The sequence below is a fragment of the Polynucleobacter sp. MWH-Adler-W8 genome (genome assembly GCF_001889925.1).
GTDB lineage: Bacteria > Pseudomonadota > Gammaproteobacteria > Burkholderiales > Burkholderiaceae > Polynucleobacter.
In genome coordinates this window covers 168,144-193,151 of sequence record NZ_LZFI01000003.1, presented here as the reverse complement: position 1 = coordinate 193,151, position 25,008 = coordinate 168,144, and the positions used below count along the sequence as shown (strand labels likewise).

Annotated in this window: 24 protein-coding genes; 18 read left to right on the top strand and 6 right to left on the bottom strand. The window is 46.3% G+C overall.

What is annotated here, in order from left to right; all coding sequences use genetic code 11:
- The first annotated feature begins 45 nt into the window (after positions 1–45).
- The gene (locus AOC28_RS04395; RefSeq protein ID WP_072582749.1) at positions 46–333 is read left to right on the top strand and encodes a glycine zipper domain-containing protein; all 288 of its coding nucleotides are present in this window, start codon (positions 46–48) and stop codon (positions 331–333) included.
- Between the two features lie 68 nt (positions 334–401).
- Here the strand turns inward: AOC28_RS04395 and AOC28_RS04390 are convergent, their stop codons facing one another.
- Both AOC28_RS04390 and AOC28_RS04385 read right to left on the bottom strand, forming a co-directional pair.
- Positions 402–791, bottom strand: coding sequence for an OsmC family protein (locus AOC28_RS04390; protein WP_072582748.1), 390 nt, complete (start codon positions 789–791; stop codon positions 402–404).
- 47 nt (positions 792–838) lie between these two features.
- Entirely contained in the window at positions 839–1,249 is a 411-nt protein-coding gene (locus tag AOC28_RS04385; RefSeq protein ID WP_072582747.1) for a rhodanese-like domain-containing protein, read from the bottom strand.
- A 58-nt stretch (positions 1,250–1,307) separates the two neighbouring features.
- On the opposite strand from AOC28_RS04385, the gene AOC28_RS04380 reads away from it, so the two are divergent.
- From AOC28_RS04380 to AOC28_RS04340, 9 genes are all read left to right on the top strand, one after another.
- Entirely contained in the window at positions 1,308–2,570 is a 1,263-nt protein-coding gene (locus AOC28_RS04380) for a putative Na+/H+ antiporter (RefSeq protein ID WP_072582746.1), read from the top strand.
- A gap of 66 nt (positions 2,571–2,636) precedes the next feature.
- Complete coding sequence (gene miaB, locus AOC28_RS04375; protein ID WP_072582745.1) at positions 2,637–3,986, top strand: tRNA (N6-isopentenyl adenosine(37)-C2)-methylthiotransferase MiaB; 1,350 nt, start codon at positions 2,637–2,639, stop codon at positions 3,984–3,986.
- Positions 3,973–4,446 carry an rRNA maturation RNase YbeY gene (ybeY, locus tag AOC28_RS04370; protein WP_072582744.1) on the top strand — a complete coding sequence of 158 codons (474 nt, stop codon included), beginning with the start codon at positions 3,973–3,975 and terminating at the stop codon, positions 4,444–4,446. Before miaB ends, ybeY begins: the two co-directional genes overlap by 14 nt.
- Positions 4,447–4,476: 30 nt before the next feature.
- A complete protein-coding gene (locus AOC28_RS04365; RefSeq protein ID WP_072582743.1) occupies positions 4,477–5,316 on the top strand; it encodes a transporter associated domain-containing protein in 840 nt (279 codons plus the stop codon).
- Positions 5,317–5,354: 38 nt separating this feature from the next.
- Positions 5,355–6,854: an apolipoprotein N-acyltransferase gene (lnt, locus tag AOC28_RS04360; protein ID WP_072582899.1), complete on the top strand. Its 1,500-nt coding sequence runs from the start codon at positions 5,355–5,357 to the stop codon at positions 6,852–6,854.
- A 59-nt stretch (positions 6,855–6,913) separates the two neighbouring features.
- The gene (gene glyQ, locus AOC28_RS04355) at positions 6,914–7,804 is read left to right on the top strand and encodes a glycine--tRNA ligase subunit alpha (RefSeq protein ID WP_068319536.1); all 891 of its coding nucleotides are present in this window, start codon (positions 6,914–6,916) and stop codon (positions 7,802–7,804) included.
- A 27-nt stretch (positions 7,805–7,831) separates the two neighbouring features.
- Positions 7,832–9,970, top strand: a complete 2,139-nt coding sequence (glyS, locus tag AOC28_RS04350) for a glycine--tRNA ligase subunit beta (protein WP_072582742.1) — start codon at positions 7,832–7,834, stop codon at positions 9,968–9,970.
- Entirely contained in the window at positions 9,967–10,539 is a 573-nt protein-coding gene (gene gmhB / locus AOC28_RS04345) for a D-glycero-beta-D-manno-heptose 1,7-bisphosphate 7-phosphatase (protein ID WP_072582741.1), read from the top strand. Before glyS ends, gmhB begins: the two co-directional genes overlap by 4 nt.
- A 7-nt stretch (positions 10,540–10,546) precedes the next feature.
- Positions 10,547–11,281 carry a lysophospholipid acyltransferase family protein gene (locus tag AOC28_RS04340; protein ID WP_072582740.1) on the top strand — a complete coding sequence of 245 codons (735 nt, stop codon included), beginning with the start codon at positions 10,547–10,549 and terminating at the stop codon, positions 11,279–11,281.
- Positions 11,282–11,329: 48 nt separating this feature from the next.
- Here the strand turns inward: AOC28_RS04340 and rsmA are convergent, their stop codons facing one another.
- Genes rsmA through AOC28_RS04320 form a run of 4 tightly spaced genes read right to left on the bottom strand, consistent with a single transcriptional unit; the run spans position 11,330 to position 17,068 of the window.
- On the bottom strand, positions 11,330–12,106 hold the full coding sequence (rsmA, locus tag AOC28_RS04335; protein ID WP_072582739.1) for a 16S rRNA (adenine(1518)-N(6)/adenine(1519)-N(6))-dimethyltransferase RsmA: 777 nt from the start codon (positions 12,104–12,106) through the stop codon (positions 11,330–11,332).
- A 3-nt stretch (positions 12,107–12,109) separates the two neighbouring features.
- Positions 12,110–13,117: a 4-hydroxythreonine-4-phosphate dehydrogenase PdxA gene (gene pdxA / locus AOC28_RS04330; protein ID WP_072582738.1), complete on the bottom strand. Its 1,008-nt coding sequence runs from the start codon at positions 13,115–13,117 to the stop codon at positions 12,110–12,112.
- Positions 13,092–14,537 (bottom strand): peptidylprolyl isomerase, encoded by a 1,446-nt coding sequence (locus tag AOC28_RS04325; protein ID WP_237767732.1) that lies wholly within the window; start codon positions 14,535–14,537, stop codon positions 13,092–13,094. The genes pdxA and AOC28_RS04325 overlap by 26 nt, the downstream gene beginning before the upstream one ends.
- A gap of 8 nt (positions 14,538–14,545) precedes the next feature.
- A complete protein-coding gene (locus AOC28_RS04320; protein ID WP_072582736.1) occupies positions 14,546–17,068 on the bottom strand; it encodes an LPS-assembly protein LptD in 2,523 nt (840 codons plus the stop codon).
- Between the two features lie 33 nt (positions 17,069–17,101).
- Here AOC28_RS04320 and AOC28_RS04315 point away from each other — a divergent pair, with 33 nt between their 5' ends.
- The 8 genes from AOC28_RS04315 to ruvC all read left to right on the top strand — a co-directional run bounded on the left by AOC28_RS04315 (position 17,102) and on the right by ruvC (position 24,996).
- The gene (locus AOC28_RS04315; RefSeq protein WP_083564221.1) at positions 17,102–18,103 is read left to right on the top strand and encodes a phosphotransferase; all 1,002 of its coding nucleotides are present in this window, start codon (positions 17,102–17,104) and stop codon (positions 18,101–18,103) included.
- Between the two features lie 10 nt (positions 18,104–18,113).
- Complete coding sequence (gene murU / locus AOC28_RS04310) at positions 18,114–18,830, top strand: N-acetylmuramate alpha-1-phosphate uridylyltransferase MurU (protein WP_072582734.1); 717 nt, start codon at positions 18,114–18,116, stop codon at positions 18,828–18,830.
- Complete coding sequence (locus AOC28_RS04305; RefSeq protein WP_072582898.1) at positions 18,823–20,190, top strand: aminopeptidase P N-terminal domain-containing protein; 1,368 nt, start codon at positions 18,823–18,825, stop codon at positions 20,188–20,190. Before murU ends, AOC28_RS04305 begins: the two co-directional genes overlap by 8 nt.
- A gap of 16 nt (positions 20,191–20,206) precedes the next feature.
- Entirely contained in the window at positions 20,207–21,364 is a 1,158-nt protein-coding gene (locus AOC28_RS04300; RefSeq protein WP_072582897.1) for an FAD-dependent monooxygenase, read from the top strand.
- A gap of 128 nt (positions 21,365–21,492) precedes the next feature.
- On the top strand, positions 21,493–22,509 hold the full coding sequence (gene dusB, locus AOC28_RS04295) for a tRNA dihydrouridine synthase DusB (RefSeq protein WP_072582733.1): 1,017 nt from the start codon (positions 21,493–21,495) through the stop codon (positions 22,507–22,509).
- A 57-nt stretch (positions 22,510–22,566) separates the two neighbouring features.
- Complete coding sequence (locus tag AOC28_RS04290; RefSeq protein WP_072582732.1) at positions 22,567–22,806, top strand: helix-turn-helix domain-containing protein; 240 nt, start codon at positions 22,567–22,569, stop codon at positions 22,804–22,806.
- Between the two features lie 52 nt (positions 22,807–22,858).
- Entirely contained in the window at positions 22,859–24,439 is a 1,581-nt protein-coding gene (gene purH / locus AOC28_RS04285; RefSeq protein WP_072582731.1) for a bifunctional phosphoribosylaminoimidazolecarboxamide formyltransferase/IMP cyclohydrolase, read from the top strand.
- Between the two features lie 26 nt (positions 24,440–24,465).
- Positions 24,466–24,996 carry a crossover junction endodeoxyribonuclease RuvC gene (gene ruvC / locus AOC28_RS04280; protein WP_072582730.1) on the top strand — a complete coding sequence of 177 codons (531 nt, stop codon included), beginning with the start codon at positions 24,466–24,468 and terminating at the stop codon, positions 24,994–24,996.
- The last annotated feature ends 12 nt before the right edge of the window (positions 24,997–25,008 follow it).

Sequence of the window (25,008 nt, the reverse complement as noted above, 5' to 3'; positions counted from 1 at the left end):
AAAGCAACTTAGACAAACGAATACCCATTTAAAGGATCAGTTGAGATGAAAAAAATTATCGCAATTACCGCAGCAACTTTAGCAATTGCTGGTTGTTCAAACATGAGCAACACAGAACAACGTACACTTTCAGGCGCCGGCATTGGCGCAGCTGCTGGTGCTGTTGGCACCGCAATCTTTCACGGCAATCCTATTTGGGGTGCAGTTGGTGGTGCAGCAGTTGGTGCAGCATCTGGCTATGTCTATGATGCATACAAGAAAAATGAAGCTGCTAATTACAACTCTGGTTATAACGCTGGTAAAAATAATCAGCCAGCTCACGCACCTAATTAATAAGCCTAGCTAAGCAGAATACCCAGGCCTTTTGAGGCCCGAGTTCAGCAATACCAGCCCAGCTCGTATTAATTTACTAGCTGGGTTTTTATTTGGATCTGTCCTGACAATGCTTTATGAATTGGGCATTTATGTGCAATCTCAAGTAAGCGCTCTTTCTCTTCAGCGCTCAAGTTGCCCTGCAGTTGAATCTCGCGGGAGAATGTTTCAACATCATCATGCCGCTCAATGTCAACAGTCACAATTGCATTGTCTAATTTCATTTCTTTGCGTCCAGCGTACATCTTTAAAGTCATTGAGGTGCAGGCAGCCAATGCTGCGCCAAGATATTCGTGAGGACTTGGGCCACTATCAGAGCCACCTTTAGAAACTTCTGCATCAGACAAAAAATGTAAATCACCAGCAGTCAATTTCTGCTGTAGGGGGCCTTGGCCAAATTGCGAAACTACTTTTCTCATAAGAATCCTAAAAAATTATTAATCCGTAGAAATGATCAAGACTGAATTTAACCCGAATGGGATTTACTTGCTTTTTCTGTAACGGGTAATTGCGCCTTCTTCCAAGCACTAAAGCCACCTTCTAAGTGACATATATTGGGTACACCCATTCTCTGAAGAGTTTGTGTTGCTAAGGCCGAACGCCAAGCCGAGGCGCAATACAACACCAGCCTTTTGCCTTCACCAAAGATTGGCTTGTAATAAGGGCTATCTGGGTCAACCCAAAACTCCAACATCCCCCTGGGGGCATGGATCGCATTCGGAATCATGCCCTCACGCTCTAACTCACGAACATCCCGTATATCCACAAACACCACATTTGGATCCGCCAGTAAATCTGACGCCTTTTCCACAGGAAGAGTCTCAATTTCAGCCATTGCTTCCTGAATGAGCGCTTGATATCCAATCTTTAATTTCACCAAAATCTCCTAAATTAACAATGCCTTAGTGTCACCAAGCACCTGCTACCATTCTGCTATGAACTTTACCCCTACAGAACTTGGCGCAAGCATTATTTTTGCAATTGCTGTTTTGCATACCTTTTGCACGGGCTATTTTGAAACGATTGCTAAAAAATCGCCTCGGCATGCTGGTCTTTGGCATTTGCTTGGCGAAGTAGAAATTGTTTTTGGTTTTTGGGCTGCCATATTGGTTATTTTCATTTCCTTATATGACGACTTAGGGACAGCAAAGTACTTTCTCAATAAACGCAATTTCACAGAACCACTCTTTGTCTTTGCCATCATGATTGTCGCCGGCACAAAACCTATTCTGTATTTTTCTACGCAAATTTTGCATGTGCTAGGCAATGGCCTGCAATACCTTTTGCGCATCAGAAGTGCTCCTGCTTTATATTTTTTAATCCTAGGCGCTACGCCCCTCCTTGGCTCTTTGATTACCGAACCTGCAGCAATGACTCTGGCTGCTTTTTTATTGCGCGATCTTGTCTATCGTCACCAATGTTCTAAAGCGCTTCTGTTTGGCACTCTTGGCGTGCTCTTTGTGAACATCTCCATTGGAGGCACACTCACTAACTTTGCCGCTCCGCCCGTTCTCATGGTGGCCTCCACTTGGGGATGGAGTTCAGCATTCATGTTTAGCAACTTTGGTCTAGAGTCTTGCATAGCAATCTTCATCAACGCTCTGGCAGCAACACTTTTATTTCATCGCCAATTAATTGAACCTAATGCTGACAAAAAGGAAGCCAAAATTCCTTTAGCAGTTATTTTGACGCACCTGCTTTTCCTGTTTGGAGTGGTCTACTTTGCGCATGATCCGATTATTTTCACGTGGATTCTGCTTTTCTTTATTGGTTACACCACGGCATACCCAAAACATCAAAGCCCCCTGATTCTGAAAGAGGCCCTTTTAGTGGGATTCTTCTTGGGCGGTTTAGTAGTATTGGGTGCTTTACAAGGATGGTGGCTGCAACCTATTCTCGAAATGATAAGCCCTACCGCAGTCTTTTATGGCAGTCTTGTTTTGACTGCTTTCACTGACAATGCGGCACTCACCTATTTAGGATCATTGGTAACTGGCACCTCACCGGAGTTCAAGCTGGCATTAGTGGGTGGAGCAGTTGCTGGTGGCGGCCTCACCGTCATTGCTAATGCTCCCAACCCAGCAGGTATTGCGATCTTGCGTGGCCACTTTCCTGGACATACGGTTTCAGCACTATATCTATTGATGGCGGCTATTCCGCCCACTATTGTGGCAATCTTGGCTTACAGGCTCATATAAGAACAACTTGGGTCTTAGGCAGTAAAATCTCAGCTTCGCCCCCAGCTATAAACCTGAGAACGGCATATGAAAAAGCTCTATATCAAAACCTTTGGCTGTCAAATGAACGAGTATGACTCGGGAAAAATGGCAGACCTCCTGCATGCCGACGAAGGCATGGTCATAACAGATCGCCCTGAAGATGCCGACGTGGTTCTTCTCAACACCTGCTCTATCCGCGAAAAAGCGGAAGACAAAGTCTTTTCAGATTTAGGACGGCTGCGTGAACTCAAAAAAACGAAGCCCGACTTACTGATTGGCGTTGGTGGCTGCGTTGCCAGCCAAGAAGGTCAACAAATTGTTAGTCGTGCTCCTTACGTCGATGTTGTGTTTGGGCCTCAAACACTCCATCGCCTATCCGACCTCATTGCACAGCGTCGCAAAACTGGAGTCTCTCAAGTAGACATCTCTTTCCCCGAAATCGAAAAGTTTGACCATCTTCCCGCATCTCGCCAAACTCGTGGCTCTGCATACGTCTCCATCATGGAAGGTTGCTCTAAGTATTGCAGCTATTGTGTTGTGCCCTATACGCGTGGCGAAGAAGTCTCCAGGCCATTTGATGATGTACTGACAGAAGTCGCTGGCCTTGCTAGCAAAGGCGTCAAAGAAATTGTGCTGCTTGGTCAAAACGTAAACGCTTATCTTGGCAAGATGGGTGATACCGAAGAAATCGCTGACTTTGCTCTATTGATTGAATACATCGCTGACATTCCTGGGGTTGAACGGATTCGCTTTACCACCAGCCACCCTAAAGAATTTACACAACGCCTCATTGACGTCTACGCTAAAGTGCCTAAGCTTGTAAGTCACCTACATCTGCCTGTACAACATGGCTCGGATTCTATGCTCTCAGCGATGAAGCGCGGCTATACAGCCCTAGAGTTCAAGAGCATTATTCGTAAGATGCGCGCTGTTCGCCCCGACCTGACACTGTCGAGTGATTTCATTGTGGGCTTTCCAGGTGAAACTGAGGCTGACTTTGAAAAACTATTGAAGATGGTGAAAGAGCTGAACTTTGATAACAGCTTTTGCTTCATCTTTAGTCCGCGCCCAGGCACTCCTGCGGCGAACCTTCACGATGACACGCCTTATGAAGTCAAACTCAAGCGCCTCCAAACTTTATTGGCATTGGTTGAGGGACAGGCAAACCAAATTAGCCAAAAAATGCTGGGTAATACCGAAAGAGTATTAATTGAGGGTCTTGCTAAGGATGGCGTCAACTTACAGGGTCGTGCTGAAAATAATCGCGTCATTCATTTCACAGCACCCGATCAAGATATTGAAAGTCTCATTGGTCAATTCGTAGACATTCGCATTACGGAAGTTCTGAACTACACCCTCAGAGGTGAGTTGGTAGAAGCCCATGTCAGTCAATAAAAAAAGCATCTCTTCGAAGCTAGCGATTGAGCTGCAATACGCCAGTCCAGCGATTGAGTCTGCCGTCAATAAAGCAGCTTCCTCAACCCTGATCAAGAAATGGGTCAAGAGTTCCACGGCACTTGGTGGCCTAATTACCCTTCGCTTTGTGAATGCTGAGGAAGGTAAAAAGCTAAATTTCGCTTTTCGTCAAAAAGATTACGCAACCAATGTTTTAACTTTTCCTTACGAGCTTTCAAAAGAAGCTGTAGTAGCAGATATTATTTTTTGCTTACCGGTTCTACAAAAAGAAGCCAAAGAGCAAAGTAAATTACTAAAAGCCCATTTGGCCCATTTAATTGTGCACGGCTGCCTTCATGCTCAAGGCCATGATCACGAGGTAGGCCGGGATGCAAAAAAGATGGAGGCCCTGGAAATCCAAATCCTCCAAAAATTGGGCTTTGCTAACCCCTATTCTTGATTTGCCATATTTCTACGCTATTCTTGCTATATGCCTGACCCCAATAAATCCCTTTTATATCGCTTGGCTGATTTTTTAACTCCGCAGCCAACGGAACCCAGTGAACGCCGCCAAAAGCTGATTGATACCCTTCGGGAAGCTCAGGCTGAGGGATTAATTGATGCCGATGCCCTCTCCATGATTGAGGGTGTTTTTCAAGTAGGGCAGTTATGCGCTCGCGATATCCTCGTACCCCGCGCCCAAATTGATTGGATCGATATTGGCCAGCCCCTCTCTGAAATCATTAAAAGCGTTATTGAAGCAGCTCACTCCCGCTTTCCTGTGTTCGAAGGTAGTCGAGATAACGTCATTGGCATTTTGTTAGCAAAAGATTTATTACGTCACGCTACTGAGAAAGATTTTCAGGTCCGCGATTGGTTACGTCCTGCGGTATTCATTCCAGAATCCAAGCGTCTTAGCGTCCTATTACGGGACTTCAAAGATAACCGCAACCATTTAGCTATCGTAGTTGACGAATATAGCGGCGTTGCCGGCATCATCACCATTGAAGATGTGCTCGAGCAGATCGTTGGCGACATTGAGGATGAACATGACGTCGATGAAGAAGCGGACAACCTCATCGCTTTGGATAACGGCGACATTCGCGTTAAAGGCATTACCGAGCTTGAGCAATTCAATGAAAGACTTGGCACTCATTTTGAAGTAGAAGATATTGAGACTGTGGCGGGCTTAGTGATTCAGCATTTAGGCCGCGTCCCTAAAATGGGTGAGCTCATTGAAATAGGTGGCATTGAATTTGAAGTGCAGCGCGCCGACCCAAGACAAATTCATATTCTGCTTGCACGACAATCCAATAAAAAATCAGACTGAGATTTACATTGTTTGATCAGCACTCCAATCATTCGGGCATGAGCATCAAAATCTTTTCAGTTTGCATTCTGTTTGTATTGGGAGCGGTCCTTGCTGCCGTTGCTGAGTTACCCTATGGTGGCTGGATTCAGATCCCCGTTCTCAGCCTTCTGTGGTGGCGTCTTGATCAGAAGCCCATCTCCTTTAAAAAACAATTTGTCTTAGGCCTCCCATTCGGCATCGCTTATTTTGTTGTAGGTCTATGGTGGCTTTACATCAGCCTGCATGATGTTGGTGGCATGAGTGCGCCACTTGCTTGTATGGGTGTATTCCTGCTCTCTGCTTATGTGGCGCTCTATTTCTCATTGGCAACACTTGCTATTCCACTGTTTAAACAGAGTCGCTTATTTGGTCTGCTGCTGGGAGCGAGTTGGGTTCTTGCGGAATTTCTACGAGGCTATATCTTCACTGGATTTCCTTGGATGGGCTTTGCAGAAACCCAGTTCAATGGCCCATTTGCGCCTGTCGCACCCTTCTTTGGCGGGCTAGCATGTACCTTTTTGGCAGTATGGGCCTCCTGGGAAATTTACCAAGCCCGTAAGCATGTCATTTCTAGCATGTTCCTCATATTGGCTGTCATTGGGATTTCTCAAAGCGCTAATTTATTTACTTTCACCAAGCCAGTTGGAGAGCCAATTAGCGTTCGCTTAATTCAAGGCAACTTTGAACAAAGTCTGAAATTCAATCCTCAAGCTATTGGCAGGCAAATCGATTTCTATGCTGGAGAAATTACTAAAGAAGCAGCCAACCTTATCATCATTCCTGAGACTGCGTTTCCATGGCCACTTCCCAATTTGCCAATTGGCTTATTTAATTACCTGCAAGATTTTTCCAATAAAGGTAACAGCAACATTCTGCTTGGCTTGATCGGCGAAGTGCCTGGAGAAGGCGGTATGCAGTATTCGAATCGCGCTACTGGACTCTCGCCCAATGCATTGCCCTATCAATACGATAAAGCCCACCTCGTTCCCTTTGGAGAATTTATCCCTCTAGGTTTTCAGTGGTTCGTTAAAGCCTTTCATGTACCCATGAGCGACTTTGCAAGAGGAAAACTAGATCAACCCCCCTTTGCGATTGTGCGCAAGGATCAAGATGATCTTCATGCGGCAATTACGATTTGCTATGAAGACGTCTTTGGTGGCGAACTCGCCTCCCGCATTCAACATAGCGACCAGCCAGTCAACCTACTTATTAACATGACCAATCTAGCCTGGTTTGGGGATTCTCAAGCATCCACTCAACAACTCAGGCTTTCACAATTGCGCTCCCTGGAAACTGGACTTCCCGCCTTGCGTGCCACCAATACCGGAATTACTGCAGTTCTTGGTCCTGATGGCAGAGTACTAAAAGCGCTCCCGGAATTTACCCAAACAACCCTCAGCACCCAGGTTCAGGCGTATTCTGGAAAAACACCTTATGTCATTTGGGGCAATTTACCGATTTTGGGTATTTCTTGCCTGCTCTTGCTTTGGGGTCTGATTCGTCACAGGCGTTTTTAAGCATTTTTAACTCTAGAGTGCTCTAGCCATGTAAAATCAAAGGCTTAGCCAGGTTAATCATGCTTACTTTTCAGCAAATCATTCTCAAACTTCAAGATTATTGGGACCAACAAGGTTGTGCCCTATTGCAACCTATCGACCTCGAGGTTGGTGCCGGTACATCCCATACCGCAACCTTCTTACGCGCCATTGGTCCTGAGCCTTGGAAAGCAGCTTACGTTCAGCCATCCCGCCGACCTAAAGATGGTCGCTATGGTGAAAATCCAAATCGCTTACAACACTACTATCAATATCAAGTAGTCCTCAAGCCAGCACCTGAAAATATTCTCGATCTTTACCTAGGATCTCTTGCCGCTTTAGGCTTAGACCTTAAAGAGAATGATGTTCGTTTTGTAGAGGACGATTGGGAAAACCCAACACTGGGTGCATGGGGTCTTGGCTGGGAAGTTTGGCTCAATGGCATGGAGGTGACGCAGTTCACTTACTTCCAACAAGTAGGTGGCTTAGATTGCAAGCCTGTTCTTGGTGAGATTACCTACGGTATTGAGCGTTTGGCAATGTATATCCAAAACTGCTCTAACGTCTACGACTTAGTATGGGCCGACGGCATCTCTTATGGGGATGTATATCACCAGAATGAAGTGGAGCAATCTTGCTACAACTTTGAACACTCCAATACTGATTTACTCTTTGCCAACTTCACAAACTATGAAAGTGAAGCAAAGCGTTTGATGGAAGTTCCACTGGCACTACCTGCTTACGAGATGGTACTTAAAGCAGCGCACACATTTAATTTGCTGGATGCGCGTGGCGCTATCTCGGTGACTGAGCGTGCAGCCTATATAGGCCGCATTCGTAATCTTTCTCGGGCAGTGGCGCAGGCCTACTTTGAGTCTAGAGAAAAACTGGGCTTCCCAATGTGTCAACGTCAAGCTAAAGCTCAGGCTTAAGCGCATCGAGATTTTTGTATTCCACTTATGAGCACATCTAATTCAAATCCTCAATCAGCGACTTTATTGATCGAGGTATTTACCGAAGAACTACCCCCTAAGACTCTGCGTCGCTTAGGTGATGCATTTAGCGAAGGCATCTTTGCAGCACTCAAAACAGCTGGTCTTGCATCCGAATCATCCAAGATGACCGGCTTTGCAACCCCGCGTCGTTTAGCCGTACAAGTCACTAAGGTTCTTGATCAAGCGCCTGACTACCCTGTGCGGGAAAAATTATTACCTACTAGCATTGCATTTGACGCTGAAGGTAAAGCAACCCCACCACTACTCAAAAAATTGGGTGCTCTAGGGTATGGGGATATTGATCTTGCGACTTTAGAAAAAGCGGGTGAAGGTAAGAATGAAGCCCTGTACCTTAATGTCATTGCTAAAGGTGCTGCTCTTGAGCAAACGGCGCAGGCTGCGCTTGAACAAACATTAAGCAAGCTGCCCATTGCAAAAATGATGCACTACCAAGTGCTACAAAAGGATGGTCGATTGGCCGACGTGCAATTTGCTCGTCCTGCCCACCGCATCATTGCACTACATGGTGCTACTACTTTAAACATCAGTGCTCTAGGTATTGATGCAGCCAATCAAACTGAAGGCCATCGTTTTTTAGCTCCTGGCCTCATCACCATTACGAATGCAGACCAATACGAGATCGAGCTCCAGTCCAAAGCCAAGATTATTGCTAGCTTTAATCAGCGTCGGGCGCAAATTGAAGCTGCCCTATTAAAAGCGGCTGGCGAGGATCTGGTATTAATGCCGGATAGCCTTCTAGATGAAGTAACAGCCCTTGTTGAGTGGCCGGCCATCTACGAATGCCATTTTGATCAAGAGTTCTTAGAGGTACCTCAAGAATGCTTGATTTTGACCATGCAAACCAATCAAAAGTATTTTGCATTGACAGACAAACAAGGCAAATTACGTTATCGTTTCTTGATTGCTTCTAATATTGAAACAAGTAAGCCAGACGCCATCATCTCAGGCAATGAGCGCGTTGTACGCCCACGCTTGTCCGATGCTCGCTTCTTCTTCCAGCAAGATCAAAAGCGCCCTTTGGCTTCTCGTGTGGCAGATCTTGGCAAGGTGGTTTATCACAACCAGTTAGGCAATCAGCTAGATCGCACAAAGCGCGTTCAAGGGTTAGCTGTAGGTATCGCCAAAAGACTGGGTGCCGATGAAAAGCTCGCTTCACGTGCTGCAGAAATTGCTAAGACAGACTTACTAACTGATATGGTTGGCGAGTTCCCAGAGTTGCAAGGCATTATGGGGCGTTATTACGCTACCCATGATGGCGAGCATGCTGATGTTGCTAGTGCTTGCAGCGAACACTATATGCCGCGCTTTGCAGGCGACACTCTGCCGCAAACCCAAACTGGCACGATCTTAGCTATTGCCGACAAATTAGAAACGCTGGTTGGCATTTGGGGTGTTGGGCTTGCCCCTACTGGCGATAAAGACCCGTATGCCCTACGTCGTCATGCCTTAGGTATTTGCCGTTTGCTCTTAGAAAAGAATCTTTCGCTGAATTTGCCTGAATTAATCGAATTAGCTCGTGCGCAGTTTCCCCAGGCTGATGTGCAAGAAAAAGCAAAAGCTGCCGATATCTATGCGTTCATTATTGATCGCTTGCGCGCCTATTTGCGGGACCAATCAGTTGCTGGTAAAGCGTTTACTAGCGCAGAGATTGATGCTGTCCTGAGCCAAGACCCAGCACAAATTAATGACTTGATCGAGCGATTGACTGCCCTGCGTGAATTTAATGCTCTAGCAGAAGCGGCTCAATTAGCTGCCGCCAATAAGCGCATCAGCAATATTCTGAAGAAAACCACTACCGCTATTCCTGCAGCGTGTTCAGCCAAATTACTGCAAATTCCAGCAGAGGCAACACTACACAAAGCATTGGAAGCGGTGACTCCTGCACTCAATGCTGCTTATGAAAAACGTCAATTTGTTGAACTCTTAAGAGCGCTAGTCGCCTTGAGCGGACCAATTGATCAATTCTTTGCAGATGTGATGGTCATGGATCCTAATCCTGAGCTACGAGATAATCGCCTCGCTCTCCTGCAACAACTTCACCAGAAAATGAATCTCGTTGCCGATCTCGGCAAATTAGCATGAGCTCCAGCTCTTCTAAATTAGTCATTCTTGATCGAGATGGCGTGATCAATGAAGATCGCGATGATTATGTGAAGTCAGTAGATCAATGGATTCCCCTTCGAGGAAGCTTAGAGGCGATAGCCTTACTCAATCAAGCGGGCTATCAAATTGCTTTAGCAACCAATCAGTCAGGTCTTTCCAGAGGCTACTTCACAATTAATGATTTACATGCCATGCATAGCAAAATGGAGACTTTGCTAAAGCCATTAGGCGGTCATATCGACAGCATCTTCTTTTGCCCTCATCAAGATTCACATCAATGTGATTGCCGTAAACCGGCACCAGGCATGATGAAAGAAATTGCATTGCGCTATAAGAGGACGGATAGCACCAAACCACTGACAGGCGTTCCTATAGTGGGGGATTCTTTACGGGATCTTCAAGCTGGAGTAGCCTTAGGAGCTTCACCTCACCTAGTGCTCACAGGTAAGGGTGAAAAAACGCTTACAAAAGGTAACCTACCTGAAGGCACACAAATTCATGCTGATCTACTGGCTTTTGCAAATGCACTTTTAGAAAATAAGGCTTAGACCCATCGTGAAATTGATTCGCTCCATCCTCTTTGCCTTATTTTTAGTTATCTTTACACCCATCTGGTCAGTGCTATGCATGCTGGCCTTTCCATTCCTAAGTCCAGAAAACCGTTACACATTTATTGGGCTCTGGAACAAAATCGTTATCGCCCTATTAAAGCCATTGTGCGGCATTCATTATGAAATTCGCGGTATGGAAAACATGCGGGCTGTACTTAATGAGCGGGTCATCATCTTAAGTAAGCACCAGTCAGCTTACGAAACTATTGCGTACATCGCACTACTGCCAAAACAACTTTGCTTTGTCTTTAAGCGTGAACTTCTCTGGATTCCTTTCTTTGGTTGGGCTTTGGCGTTACTGAAGATGATCCACATTAATCGCTCTAATAAGCAGACTGCAGCTCATTCTGTAGCGACCCAAGGCCGCAAACGCTTGGGCGAAGGCAAATGGATCATGCTCTTCCCGGAAGGCACTAGAACCCCTATTGGATCAACTAAACCTTACCGTAAGGGTGGAGCACGCCTTGCAAGTGCTACGGATGCACTAGTGATTCCAATTGCGCACAACGCCGGTCGTTGCTGGCCGAAAAATAGCTTTATCAAGGAACCGGGCACAGTCATCTTTTCAATTGGGCCTGCGATTAGCTCAACCAATAAGTCAGCCGAAGAACTTCAACGAGAAGTAGAAGGTTGGATTGAAGCTGAGATGCGCGTGATTGACCCCAGCGCTTATAAATAATTCACTAGAAGGCAGTAATTCAGTGCTGAGTCAGGACTGAATATTGATTTATGAAACGAGAATTTTAGCCCACTCGATATAGCGGTCAACGGAAATATCCTGAGCTCTCGCCTTAAGCTCTATCTCCGTCAAACTCAATCTGTCTGAAAAAACACTCAAGTTAGTCCGCAACATTTTTCTTCTTTGAGAGAAGGCGGCAGCAACTACTTTTTCCAATGAATTCCATTGAGCATCCGTCAACGTGAAGTCCCTTCTTGGGATCATTCGCACGACAGCTGAGTTCACCTTAGGCTGAGGATCAAAAGCCTCAGGAGGAACCTCCAGCACTAGCTCCATGTCGTAACGGGCTTGCAGCATGACCGACAGACGACTGAAATCAGAGCTTCCCGCCTTCGCAACCATTCTTTCCACCACCTCTGCTTGCAACATAAATACCTGTTCATCGATTGAGGCTGCTGCAGAAACCAAATGGAACAATAAAGGTGAAGAAATGTTGTATGGAAGATTGCCAACTACCTTACATAAGCCTTGCTTAGTCGATCTATTCTGAGCCCATGTCAAAAAGTCAAACTTGAGCGCATCGCCCTCAATCACCGAGAGGCCTTTGAGATTTTTCTCATTCCAAAAAGCTACCAAATCACGGTCAATCTCCAAAAGGTCTAGGTGATCAAGATTACTCAACAAAGGGAGTGTTAGCGCACCTAGGCCAGGACCAATCTCAATGACATACGTATCCGCACTAGGATTGATAAGCGCAACAATAGAATAAATAATTCCGTTGTCCTGCAAAAAGTTTTGGCCAAATCGTTTGCGAGCGCGATGCATAGATTAGTCTTGCTTTCGTTTATTGAGCGCTAACTTATATGCCAAGCGCAAAGCCTCAAGCATGCTCCCCGAGTCAGCCAGCCCTTTGCCAGCAATATCCAAAGCGGTTCCGTGATCTACGGAAGTTCGAATAATAGGTAATCCTAAAGTGACATTCACGCCATTACCAAAGGTAACAAACTTGAACGGTGCGAGTCCTTGATCGTGGTACATCGCAATAAATGCATCTACTTGAGCAACAGATTCTGGATCAAACATGGTATCGCCGGGATAGGGACCAGAAACATGGATTCCCATCTTCTTAGCTGCTTCAATAGCCGGAGAGATGATTTCAATTTCTTCTCGGCCCAAATAACCAGACTCTCCTGCATGTGGATTTAAACCCGCCATCCGAATGATGGGCTTAGCGATTCCGAATTTCTGCTGTAAATCTTGATTAACGACTTGAATCGTTTCCAATATCAAGTCATAACTCAGTGCTTGCGGAACATTCTTTAAGGGAAGATGAGTTGTGACTAGAGCAACACGTAAATCTCTGGGTGTCTTGAGCTCTAAAAAACCGATGGGCAACGGCGCACATAACATCATCACCACATGAGAAACCTTGCAGCGCTGTGCTAGGTATTCCGTATGCCCTGTAAATGGCGTACCAGCCTCATTAATAATGCTTTTTTGAAGAGGCGCAGTCACCACGGCATCAAATCGCCCTTCCAGACAACCATCAATCGCCTGATCTAAAAGATTCACCACATATTGAGCGTTTTGCGAATTTAAGCTCCCCAAAACAACAGGGGCTCCGAGGGGGACGGATTGGATTTGTAATCGACTAGATAGGTCTGAACCAAGGCCCCCAGGTATTCTCAGTAACTTATCGTTACCTAATAAAGTGATGTGAGCATCTGCATGTGAACGTAGAAACTCAAGCGAGGCAGCTAAAGAAACTTCAGACCCAACACCGGCTGGTTCACCGGTAGTTACAACGAGATTAACGAGGTGCGCTACTTGCTTCATCTTCCACGTTCAGAATTTTTACAGTTGCGTTATCACGCAGCTCACGCATCCACTCTTGATAAGCTTGATCAAACTTTCTCTCACGAATTGCTGCTCGCGCAAATTGACGTTGCTTCTCAACAGTGAGCTGACCTTCGCGACGCTCTAATACCTGAATTAAGTGCCAACCAAATTCTGTTTTAACAGGATTACTAACCTCGCCAATTTGCAGACGATTCATGGCCTGCTCAAATTCGGGAACCAAATCCCCAGGACTCATCCAACCTAGCTCACCGCCATTTGGCGCAGATCCATCTTCAGAATACTTCTTTGCAAGTTCCGCAAAGTCTGCAGTCTTTGCTCGCACCTGATCACGGTAGCCCTGCAAGCGTCTCTCCGCATCTTGATCGCTTAAGCCAGCACGGCTTCGCAATAAAATATGACGGGAGAGAGTTTGTGTAATAGGAATATTTTGCGGAGTAGGTGAGCCAGCATCAGGTGCTGCAGCCTGCTGCGGAGGCGCACTTGCTCCTGCTGCACGGCGATCCAAAACTTTCAGTACATGGTATCCAGCAGGACTTTTCACAACCGTGTTAGCAACCTGTCCGCCACCAGTATTGCGAATTGCTTCATAAAATAATTGTGGCAAACGATCAGGAGTGCGATAGCCTAATTCTTGAAACTTAATCTTTGGATTATCTTTTGCAGCCATTGCGCCTAGCTGTAGGAAGTCAACATCCCCACGAGCATCTTTCAACAGAGTATCTGCCTTCTTCTTTGCTTCAGCTTGAGTACCAGCCCCAGCTGCAGGATCAACAGGAATAAAAATTTGAGCTACGTCGATTTCTTCAGGCTCACCTTTGGCAGCAGGTGCTGACCTCTGAGCTCCAGCACCAGCAATTGCCCGCGTACGCTCAGCAATGAAGTTATCAATCTCAGCATCCGAGATTTTGAGCTTACCCTCTACTTCTCTTTCGCGATAACGGGTAATCATGACGTCATCCCGCAATAACTGCTTATAGCGCTCAAAGGTAGTACCGGAAGCAATTACTTTTGCTTTGAACTCAGCAACAGAGAGCTTATTTTTTGCTGCAACATCGCCAATAATCTTGTCTAACTCTTTGTTACTTACAGCAACACCTTCTTGTTCAGCATTTTGTAGTTGAATTTTTTCTAGGATAAGTCTATCCAGAATGGTTTTACGAACCGTACCATCCTCAGGCAATTTCACACCTTGTTTTTTAAGTGCAGCAATTCGGTCATCAATTTCTTTGCGAGTTACATAACCCGTGTTGACGACTGCAGCTACACCATCGATATTACGAATCTTGCTTTCGGCAATAGCATTCGCCTTTGCTGAATCCTGAGCAAGTGCAACATTCGCGAATAATCCAATGCCAATAAAAATGGCATGAACACTCATTTGTTTAAAACGTTTCATACAAAGCATTATTGATAGTTCTCGTATGTTGAGGGTGGTATAGGCTTAGAGGTAGGCATATATCCAGGAACATTTAGCTTCATGATATCAACTGGATTGCTTCCAGCGCTACCAAAGCCCCTAAATTCGACCTGAAAGAGCACCTGGGTGGTGGTTATTTGAGAAGTATTCAAGACTTGAGAGTAGGCGCCACGAAAAGTCCAGCAGTCCCTACTCCACTCCAAGGCCACTAAGGTGTTCAAAGTCTTGGTAGTCAAGGCATCGTATCCCCAGCGCCCTAAAACAGAAACCTCACGGGTAATAGGCCACTGCCCAGAAATATTGTATTGATCCGTCGTGGTGGCAGAGGGCACAAAAGGCTGATTGTTTTGGACAGATGCTTGCACTGGTGGCGACCACACATTACGGTATCCAAAATTCAAACTTCTGCCCGGAGTCGGACGCCAACTACCGCCCACGGTAGTTTGAACCAAACGATTGAGCTGCGTATTGTATTGACCAAATACATCTGCACTGAAATTACCAAGTAAGCGCACTGAACCAGAACCCAAGGTATCGGAATAAGTAGTGGGATTCACAATCGTGCCATTCAAGCCAACCCGCTGCCCAGTGAACTGCTGCTTCTGTGCAAGAGTGACCGTGGCACGCTCTGCACCAGTGCTAGCTTCAATCATGCGGCTAGTTAAACCAAGCGTGGCTGCATTGTTATCTGCCACACGGTCATTACCAATAAAGGTATTTTCACTAAAGATCTGCGAAACACCGTAGCCCGCATCCGCAGTGTCAAACAAAGGTGTTTGTGATTGATTTTGATAAGGCGTGTAAACATAGAAAGCGCGGGGCTCCATAGTTAACAACATATCTCGGCCGTAAAAGCCCTTCAATTCAGCGGCATCTCTTTCAAACGCCAATCCAGAATCCAAACTGAATGTAGGGATGGTAAAGCCTTGTGCAACAGGCGCTCCACCAGTTGCAAAAGGAGTGGCGTTATACGTGTTTGATTGAAAGCTCATCTTTGGGGTGATGTAATAGCCTGGTGTTACCTGAGGCAAAGCCATCGCACCCTTAACGACCGTTCGATCGGCCTGACTGTAAACACCAGGCGCAGTAGCAGCTAAATTGCCGCCAATGTTGTACGAGAATCTTGTGTAATCTGTAGAGAACGTAGTTGCTGGTCCAGTAGGTAAAGTAACGTACTTACCGCTAGTATCAGCTACTGCAGGACTAAGGCGGTTGTTATAGGCAGCGGTAATATTTGGCAACACGTTGTAAGGGGCCTGAACTAAAGCGGTTGGGTCCGGCTGCAGAGTTTGAAACGTTAACGCTCTAGCTGACACTACCCAGTTACTTAAACTTCCCGTCAAGCCTTTAGTAGTACCGACTTCTTGACGAAACTGACTAGTAACTGCTCCAGCAATACTCTGTGAGAAGTCAGTGGGGTATAAATTATCTGAAACTCGCGCCATATTGGCGTAACCAGTCCAAGAGCCTGGGAGCGGTATTCCACCTGGAGCAACGCCACCACTAAATACTTGTCGCTGCTGCCAGTCATAGCGCCAGCGATCAGTTCCAGTCTTGTTGTCATGTGCGAGATAATCACCACCCAGAGTCCCGCTGTCCTTACTATCCAGAAAGCGGTAATTTGCACCCACCTGCAGGCCGCGCTCGCTCATGTAACGCGGAAGAATTAATAAGTCCCTATTGGGAGCTATGTTGACGTAATAAGGCTGAGTAATGTCAAAGCCATTATTGGAGTTGTATCCTGCTACCGGCGCCAAGATGCCCGAACGACGCTCATTGGAGGTGGGAGCGGTGAAGTAAGGAACGTATGCAATAGGAACATCAAAGAAGCGCATCACGCCATGCGTTCCAACCATTTCTTTTTGCTCATTATCAATTTCTAAAGTACTGGCTGAAAAATACCAGTCCATATTTTGCGGCGTACATGTTGTGTAGGTCGCTTTATCAAAAACAAAAATATCTGAGTTTTCAATAGTGAGTTTTTTAGCCGTACCATTGCCGCGCGTATCTCGTAGCTCGTACGAAGGCGTTTCCATTTCGCCTTCACGCGCATCAACTTTAAATTGGGCAGTTGGCCCCTTGAAAGTCGTATTACCTTTGGTCAACTCAGCGTTACCTACGAGATCAGCAATGTCAGTATCAGGGTCATAAATAATTTCATCCGCTTTAATGACCCCGCCATTGCGTCGCATTTGTGCGCGGCCCTTCAACTTCATCTTGCGGTCTACAACGCCATCAATAGAATCACTTGAAGTAAAAGTAAGTGCCTTACTATCATCCAAAGGAACCCCGACTCGCAACTGATCGTCCAACTTTAAAACAGTGACATTGCCACGATCAGGCAATAAAACCGTATTAGCATTAGCTTGTGCGTTTGGAGTTAAGGGAGCAGGCGCTTGAGCGCGTGCGCAGAGGGCAAATTGAAGCAATGCCACCCCCATCAAAACGCGCAGGGTTACATGCAAAAAAAGAGGGGCGCAATGGCCGGCGCGACGGCGATAATGACTCATAGATCCAGACCCGCCTTATTATACGAATCGACCATGACTGACTCACGCTTAAACACCCTCCGTAACTGGCTAAAAGCCCTAGAAGCTAGCTGGCAATTAGATCTCGACTCTTTGGTGCCAGCCTCGGCTGACGCCAGCTTTCGACGCTATTTCCGAATTGAGTCCAAAAACCCCAAATTTGGGACTTTGATCGTGATGGATGCCCCGCCCCAACATGAGCCTTTGGATGCCTTCATAAAGGTCGATTTATTACTCGCTGAGGCTGGTTTAAATGTACCAAAAATCCTAGAGCAAAATCTTGCTGAAGGCTTCTTGCTGTTAAATGATTTAGGCACAAAAACCTACTTAGCCGAACTCAATCATGAAACGGCTGACCATCTCTACAAAGATGCAACTCATGCCCTAGTACTCTTGCAGCTGGCAAGCAAACCAGGGGTTTTGCCAAACTATGATGAAGCGCTATTACAACGAGAATTAGATTTATTTCCAGAGTGGTATCTAAAGAAGCATCTCAATATCAATCTAAGCGAACAACAAACAGAGCAACTCAAAAAAGCTTTTGAGCTCATTATCGAAAATAATTTAGCGCAAGCTAAAGTGTATGTGCATCGTGATTACCATTCTCGTAACTTAATGGTGACCGAAAGAAATAACCCCGGAGTGATTGACTTTCAGGATGCAGTTTATGGTCCTATTACTTATGATGCTTCTTCACTGTGGCGCGATGCTTACGTTGCATGGCCAGAAGAACGTGTGATTGATTGGGTCATTAAATTTTGGGAAGAAGGTCGTAAAGCAGGATTACCAATGCCAGATGATTTTGGACAGTTCTATCGTGATTTTGAATGGATGGGATTACAGCGCCACCTTAAAGTCTTGGGCATTTTTGCAAGACTCCTTCATCGTGATGGTAAGGATGGCTACATCAAGGACATTCCACTCGTACTGGAATACGCGATTGCGACGGCGAACCGTTATATTGAACTAAAACCATTGGCCCGACTTTTGGAATCCACTCGCGTCAATCAAGCGTAATTCATCAGCCATGAGTCAGCTCAATTCCATACCTTGTTTTTTACTAGCAGCTGGTCGTGGTGAGCGCATGCGGCCCCTCACGGATAATTTACCCAAACCGTTACTTCGCATTCAGAATAAATCGCTGCTAGAGTGGCATTTAGAAGCCCTAGCGAAAGCAAAGATTCAAAACGTGGTGATTAACCATGCTTGGTTAGGTGAAAAAATTGAGGCAACCCTAGGTGATGGAGAGCAATTTGGTCTTCACATTCAATACTCCCCGGAAGGCAAGGCCCTCGAAACCGCTGGAGGTATTTGCAAGGCGCTCCCCATCATTGCGCCCGAAAACTACTTCTTGGTGATTAATGGGGACGTATTTAGCCCAAACCTACCAATTACCCAGCTTGTGGAAACAGCTGCCAAAATGCGCATGGATGAAAACAAGCCTTTGGCCCATTTATTAATGGTTCCCAACCCAGTCCAGCATCCTGAAGGAGATTTTTACCTCCAAGGTTCAGTAGTTGGAAATACCCAATCACTTGGAGCAGAAAAGCTCACCTTCTCTGGAATTGGGATTTATCACAAAGACCTCTTTAAGGACCTGGAATTCGGAGCTCCAGCCAAGCTGGCACCTCTATTGAGGACTGCAATGGAGCAAAATAAAGTGTCTGGTGAAAAATATCTCGGTCCATGGCACGATGTAGGCACACCACAACGCTTACAAGAGCTTAATGCAGCATATGAATAAAACGAATATTTATCAGCTTCGTAGAAACCAATTAGCAGAACAAATCTTTGCCAAGACTGGCGGAGGCATTGCTGTCATCTCAACTGCTCCTGAACTTGCTCGCAACCGTGACAGTGAATTTCCTTATCGTCACGACAGCGACTTTTATTACTTGACGGGTTTCGAAGAGCCAGGCGCAACACTGGTCATGAAGGTTGGCGGCAATGGAAAAAACTACCAACTGCAATCTCACTTATTTTGCAGACCCAAAGATCCTGAACGAGAAATTTGGGATGGCATTCGCCTTGGACCTGACGCAGCACCTGACGCTTTGGGTATTGACTATGCACACAGCAATCAAGAGTTAGACCAAAGACTGAGTGACTTATTAGCTGATCAAGATGCGGTATATATTCGCCTTGCTGAGAGCGCAGAAGCCGATAGACGGCTGCGTCACTGGATGAAGCAGGTGCGCGGCCAAGCGCGTTCTGGAATCAATCCACCATCAGAATTTCATGATGTTGAGACACTGATTCATGAAATGCGTTTATTTAAAGATGCGCATGAAATTGATATCATGCGTCGTGCTGCAGCCATTTCTGCTCGTGCGCATATACGCGCCATGCAAATCTGTAAGCCCGGCATGCGTGAATATCAACTCGAAGCTGAAATACTGCATGAGTTCCGCAATAGTGGTGCACAAAGCGTTGCCTACAACAGCATAGTTGCCGGCGGTGCAAATTCTTGCATTCTTCACTATCGCGCCGGCTCAACTGAATTACGTGGTGGCGAGCTTTGCTTAATTGATGCAGGCTGTGAACTTGATGGCTATGCCTCCGACATCACCAGGACTTTTCCAGTGAATGGAAAATTTACTGGGCCTCAACGCGCTCTATATGACATTACATTAGCTGCGCAAGAAGCTACGATTGCGATGACCAAGCCTGGTAATACATTTATGCAGCCACATGAGGCGGCACTTAAAGTCCTTACCCAAGGTCTGTTGGATGAAAAGCTTCTCAAACTGGCAGAGCTGGGCTCTTTAGAAAATGCCATTGAAACTGGCGCCTACCGTCGTTTCTATATGCACCGCACGTCGCACTGGCTGGGTATGGATGTCCACGATGTGGGCTCCTACCGTGAAGCTAGCCAAAATTCATCAAGTGAAGAAAAGCCTTGGCGCATTCTCAAAAGCGGTATGGTCATTACAGTGGAACCAGGCCTCTATGTCAGACCTGCAGATGATATTGATCAGGCATTTTGGAATATTGGTATTCGCATTGAAGATGACGCTGTCATCAATGATTCTGGGTGTGAGTTGATTTCTCGAGGCGCGCCTGTCAATGCCGATGAAATCGAAGCACTCATGAAGAATGCTTAAGGCCATCCCGATCAAAATGAATTCATCTAGTTGCGATATCTTGATTCAGGGCGGCGGTCCAGTTGGACTCGCTTGCGCGGCTTGGACATTGCAAAAATTTCCTGATGCAAAAATCCTTTTACTTGATCGCAATCCCGTCAACGACAATGATCTGGCAAATGCTGATAGTCGAGGTATAGCGCTATCTCATGGCAGCAAACTCTTGCTCGATACGATTAATGCATGGCCAAAAGAGTTCGCAGAAATTCATCAAGTACACGTTTCACAAGCTGGTCGCTTTGGCCGCGCACTGATGACGCGTGAAGAACTCAAGCAAGATGCGCTAGGGCACATTATTCGTTATCGCGATATTCATATGGCCCTGCGTCACGCCTTACGTGCCATTCAAGCAAAGAGCCCTAACTTTATTTGGGAGCACATCAACAAAGATGGCGAGGAAAATAGCATCCACGCAAAATGCGTTGTACATGCTGAAGGTGGTTTATTTAAGACCCAAGACTGGGTTGAATCTGGACGTGACTATGGTCAGTCAGCCTTAGTAGGCTTGGTTGAAGTAGAGAATGCAGAGCCCCATCAAGCTTGGGAGCGCTTTACTGCTGAAGGCCCTTTAGCAGTTTTGCCAAGTCACTACGGACATAATATTTTGAATCTGGTTTGGTGCGGCTCGCCAGAATCCTCGCAGCATCGTTTACAACTGAGTGACATAGACTTCTTAGCTGAACTACAAAAAGAATTTGGTTCACGTATTGGACAATTTTTGAAAATTCAAGATCGTCGTTTATATGAACTTGGCTTGAACTATCGCAAAGAGATCACTCATGATAATGCGGTTTGGATTGGCAATGCCGCTCAAACTCTACACCCAGTGGCGGGCCAAGGTTTGAACTTAGGATTACGAGATGCCTTCTTGCTGTCAGAGAAGTTAGTTGAGGTATTTTCTGGGGCCGCAGAGAAACAATCTCCAGCAGATGTCGAAAATGCACTCCAGAGTTATGCGCAAAGTCGCAAAGTGGATAGAAAAACCACAATTGGCCTGACGGACTTTATGGCTAGAGTATTTACATCTAATTTAGCTCCAGTTGTTGCAGCCCGTGGACTGGCTTTAAGCGCCCTGCAGTGGCTTCCACCAGTCAAGACAGCCTTAGCTCGCCAGATGATGTTTGGTAGGCGCTAAAGCCCTTAAATCACCCTCAAAATTTAAGCATTCTCCGTTTGATCTGTAATAAGCAATCTGCCTAAAAAATAGGCAGATTTGGGTCTGACTGTGCTAAAGTGTCATGCTTTCCGCACGCGCCCTTTTAGATGAATATTGGTCCTCACCTCCTCGCAAATAAGTTATTTGTGGCCCCGATGGCTGGGGTAACGGATCGCCCATTTAGACAGCTATGTAAGAAGTTGGGGGCCGGGTATGCAGTTTCTGAAATGGTCGCCTCAAATGCCTTGCTTTGGAAAAGTGAAAAAACGCAACGTCGCGCGAATCATGTTGGTGAATTCAAACCGATTGCCGTTCAAATTGCTGGCGCTGATCCAGCAATGATGGCGGCAGCGGCAAAAATCAACGTAGATCACGGCGCCCAGATTATCGATATCAATATGGGGTGTCCCGCAAAGAAAGTATGCAATGTTGCCGCAGGTTCCGCCCTATTGCGTGATGAGCCTTTGGTCCAGCAAATTCTAGAAGCAGTTGTGAATGCCGTTGGTATCGGACCAGATGCAGTACCAGTGACTTTGAAAATTCGTACGGGCTGGGATCGCGAACATAAGAATGCTATTGAGATAGCGCGTCTTGCAGAAAAATCCGGCATCTCCATGCTGACGGTCCATGGCCGTACGAGAGCAGACCTGTATCACGGTGAAGCAGAGTACGAAACGATTACCGCAGTCAAAAATAGTGTGCGCATTCCGGTTGTGGCTAATGGCGATATCACCAGCCCAGAAAAGGCGGAGCAAGTTTTAAAGCTCACTGGTGCCAATGCCATCATGATTGGACGAGCCGCTCAAGGCCGTCCTTGGATCTTCCGTGAAGTCAACCACTATCTTGAAACCGGCGGCAAGCTTCCGACCCCTGAGATCAATGAGATTCAGGGCATCATGAATGCACACCTCTTAGACCACTACGAGTTTTATGGTGAGCATATTGGCCTGCGTACTGCTCGTAAGCATATTGGCTGGTACTGCAAAGGGTTGCGTGACTCCCATGCCTTCCGCCAGCGTATGAATACTGCCGACGATTGCAAAACCCAACTGCAAATGGTCAATGATTATTTTGACGAAATGAAATCCCATTCTGACCGCTTGTTATTTTTGGAAGCGGCATAGCTTTAACTGAGTTTAGTTTCTTTATTTATTTTTTTGTTTTTGCATTGATAGATTGTTATGACCAATAAGCACCCGATTACCGAATGTATTGAAACCCAATTGCAGGGTTATCTGAATGACCTCAAAGGAACTGCACCAACTGATATCTATGACATGGTATTGGCTGTTGTTGAAAAACCAATGCTGGAATTAGTGATGCAGCATGCCAAGCAAAATCAATCACTGGCAGCGCAGTATCTGGGCATTAATCGCAACACCCTGCACAAGAAGTTGGTTGAACATCAACTTCTGAAGTAAGCGCAAACTTTACTAATAACAAAGCCATTTTTTAAATTAAGCTCCGAAAACCATGATCCGTACAGCCCTACTCTCCGTCTCCGATAAAAATGGCATCGTGCCTTTTGCTAAAGCCCTCCACGAACAAGGCATTAAGCTCATTTCTACTGGCGGCACAGCAAAACTCTTGGCCGAAAACAATCTGCCTGTTGTCGAAGTTTCTTCTTTAACGAAATTTCCGGAGATGCTGGATGGTCGCGTTAAGACCCTCCACCCAATGGTGCATGGCGGCTTATTAGCTCGTAGAGATTTTCCAGAGCATATGGCAGCCCTGAAAGAGCATGGCATAGACACCATTGATATGCTCGTGATTAATCTTTACCCCTTCAATGAAACAGTCGCTAAGGAAAACTGCTCATTCGAAGATGCGGTCGAAAACATTGATATCGGTGGTCCAGCCATGTTGCGTGCCGCTGCAAAGAATCACCAAGATGTCACCGTGCTGATTTCACCTGAAGATTACGCTCCAGTCTTGGCTGAAATGAAGGCCAATAAGAATGTCGTTTCTTACAAAACCAACTTGGCTTTAGCGAAAAAAGTATTTGCACATACCGCGCAATACGATGGTGCGATTGCTAACTATCTCTCAGCATTAGGTGATGATCTTGATCACAAAGCCCGTTCTGCCTACCCAGAAACTTTGCACTTTGCCTTTGAAAAAGTACAAGAGATGCGTTATGGCGAGAATCCACACCAGTCTGCAGCGTTCTATAAAGATATTTACCCCGTCGATGGCGCATTAGCAAATTACAAGCAGTTGCAAGGGAAAGAACTTTCTTACAACAATATTGCCGATGCAGATTCTGCCTGGGAATGCGTTAAGAGCTTTACTGGCAATGCCGGTGGCGCTGCAGCTTGCGTCATCATCAAGCATGCCAACCCTTGTGGCGTAGCTGTTGGTGCTTCAGCCCTTGAAGCCTATCAAAAAGCCTTCAAAACCGATCCGAGCTCCGCCTTTGGCGGCATCATTGCCTTTAACGTGCCTTGCGATGGCACTGCAGCTGAAGCCATCTCCAAGCAATTCGTGGAAGTATTGATTGCCCCTAGCTTTAGTGATGAAGCTAAAGCGATCTTTGCTGCGAAACAAAATGTACGTCTTCTAGAAATTCCATTGGGTACTGCATTTAATACCTTTGATTTCAAACGTGTTGGCGGTGGTTTGCTGGTGCAATCTCCTGATGCTAAGAATGTTCTCGAAAGTGAAATGCGCGTTGTCAGTAAGCGTCTGCCAACCCCAAGCGAAATGCACGACATGATGTTTGCATGGCGCGTAGCCAAGTTTGTGAAATCCAATGCCATTGTGTATTGCGCTAATGGAATGACTCTTGGTATCGGTGCCGGTCAAATGAGCCGCGTAGACTCTGCGCGCATGGCTAGCATCAAGGCTGAGAACGCTGGCTTAAGCCTCAAAGGGTCTGCAGTAGCAAGCGATGCCTTCTTCCCGTTCCGTGATGGCTTAGATGTCGTTGTGAATGGTGGCGCAAGCTGCGCCATTCAGCCAGGTGGCAGTATGCGTGATGATGAAATCATTGCGGCAGCAAATGAGCATGGTATCGCCATGATCTTTACTGGCACACGTCACTTCCGTCACTAAGAAAACAAGAAGCCATAAACAAACTCATGCGCTGGATAGGAATCGACCCAGGTTTACGGACTACTGGTTTTGGAGTCATCGATGTCGATGGCCAAAAGCTGACCTACGTAGCCTCGGGGACGATTGAAAGTGGCGATCCAGCTAAAGGCCTGCCTGAACGCTTAGGCACCCTCTATGCCGGTGTTAAGGAAGTTCTGGAGACCTATAGACCAGAGTCTGCTGCGATCGAAGAAGTCTTCTTAAACGTCAATCCTCGTTCCACACTCATGTTGGGTCAGGCACGGGGTGCTGTTATTGCCGCTCTCGTTTCAGAAAAACTCCCGGTAGCTGAGTACAGCGCCTTAAGAGTCAAGCAGTCCATTGTTGGCACTGGTAGAGCAGCTAAGCCTCAGGTCCAAGAAATGGTCAAGCGTCTTCTCAGACTGAGCCGCGCCCCAGGGACTGACGCCTCTGATGCACTAGGCGTTGCCATCTGCGCCGCCCATCATGCGCAGATGCCAAAAGCAATTACTGCAGCTTTAGCACCTAAGCTAACGCCTAAGAAACGTAGCAAGTAACAATACACATCA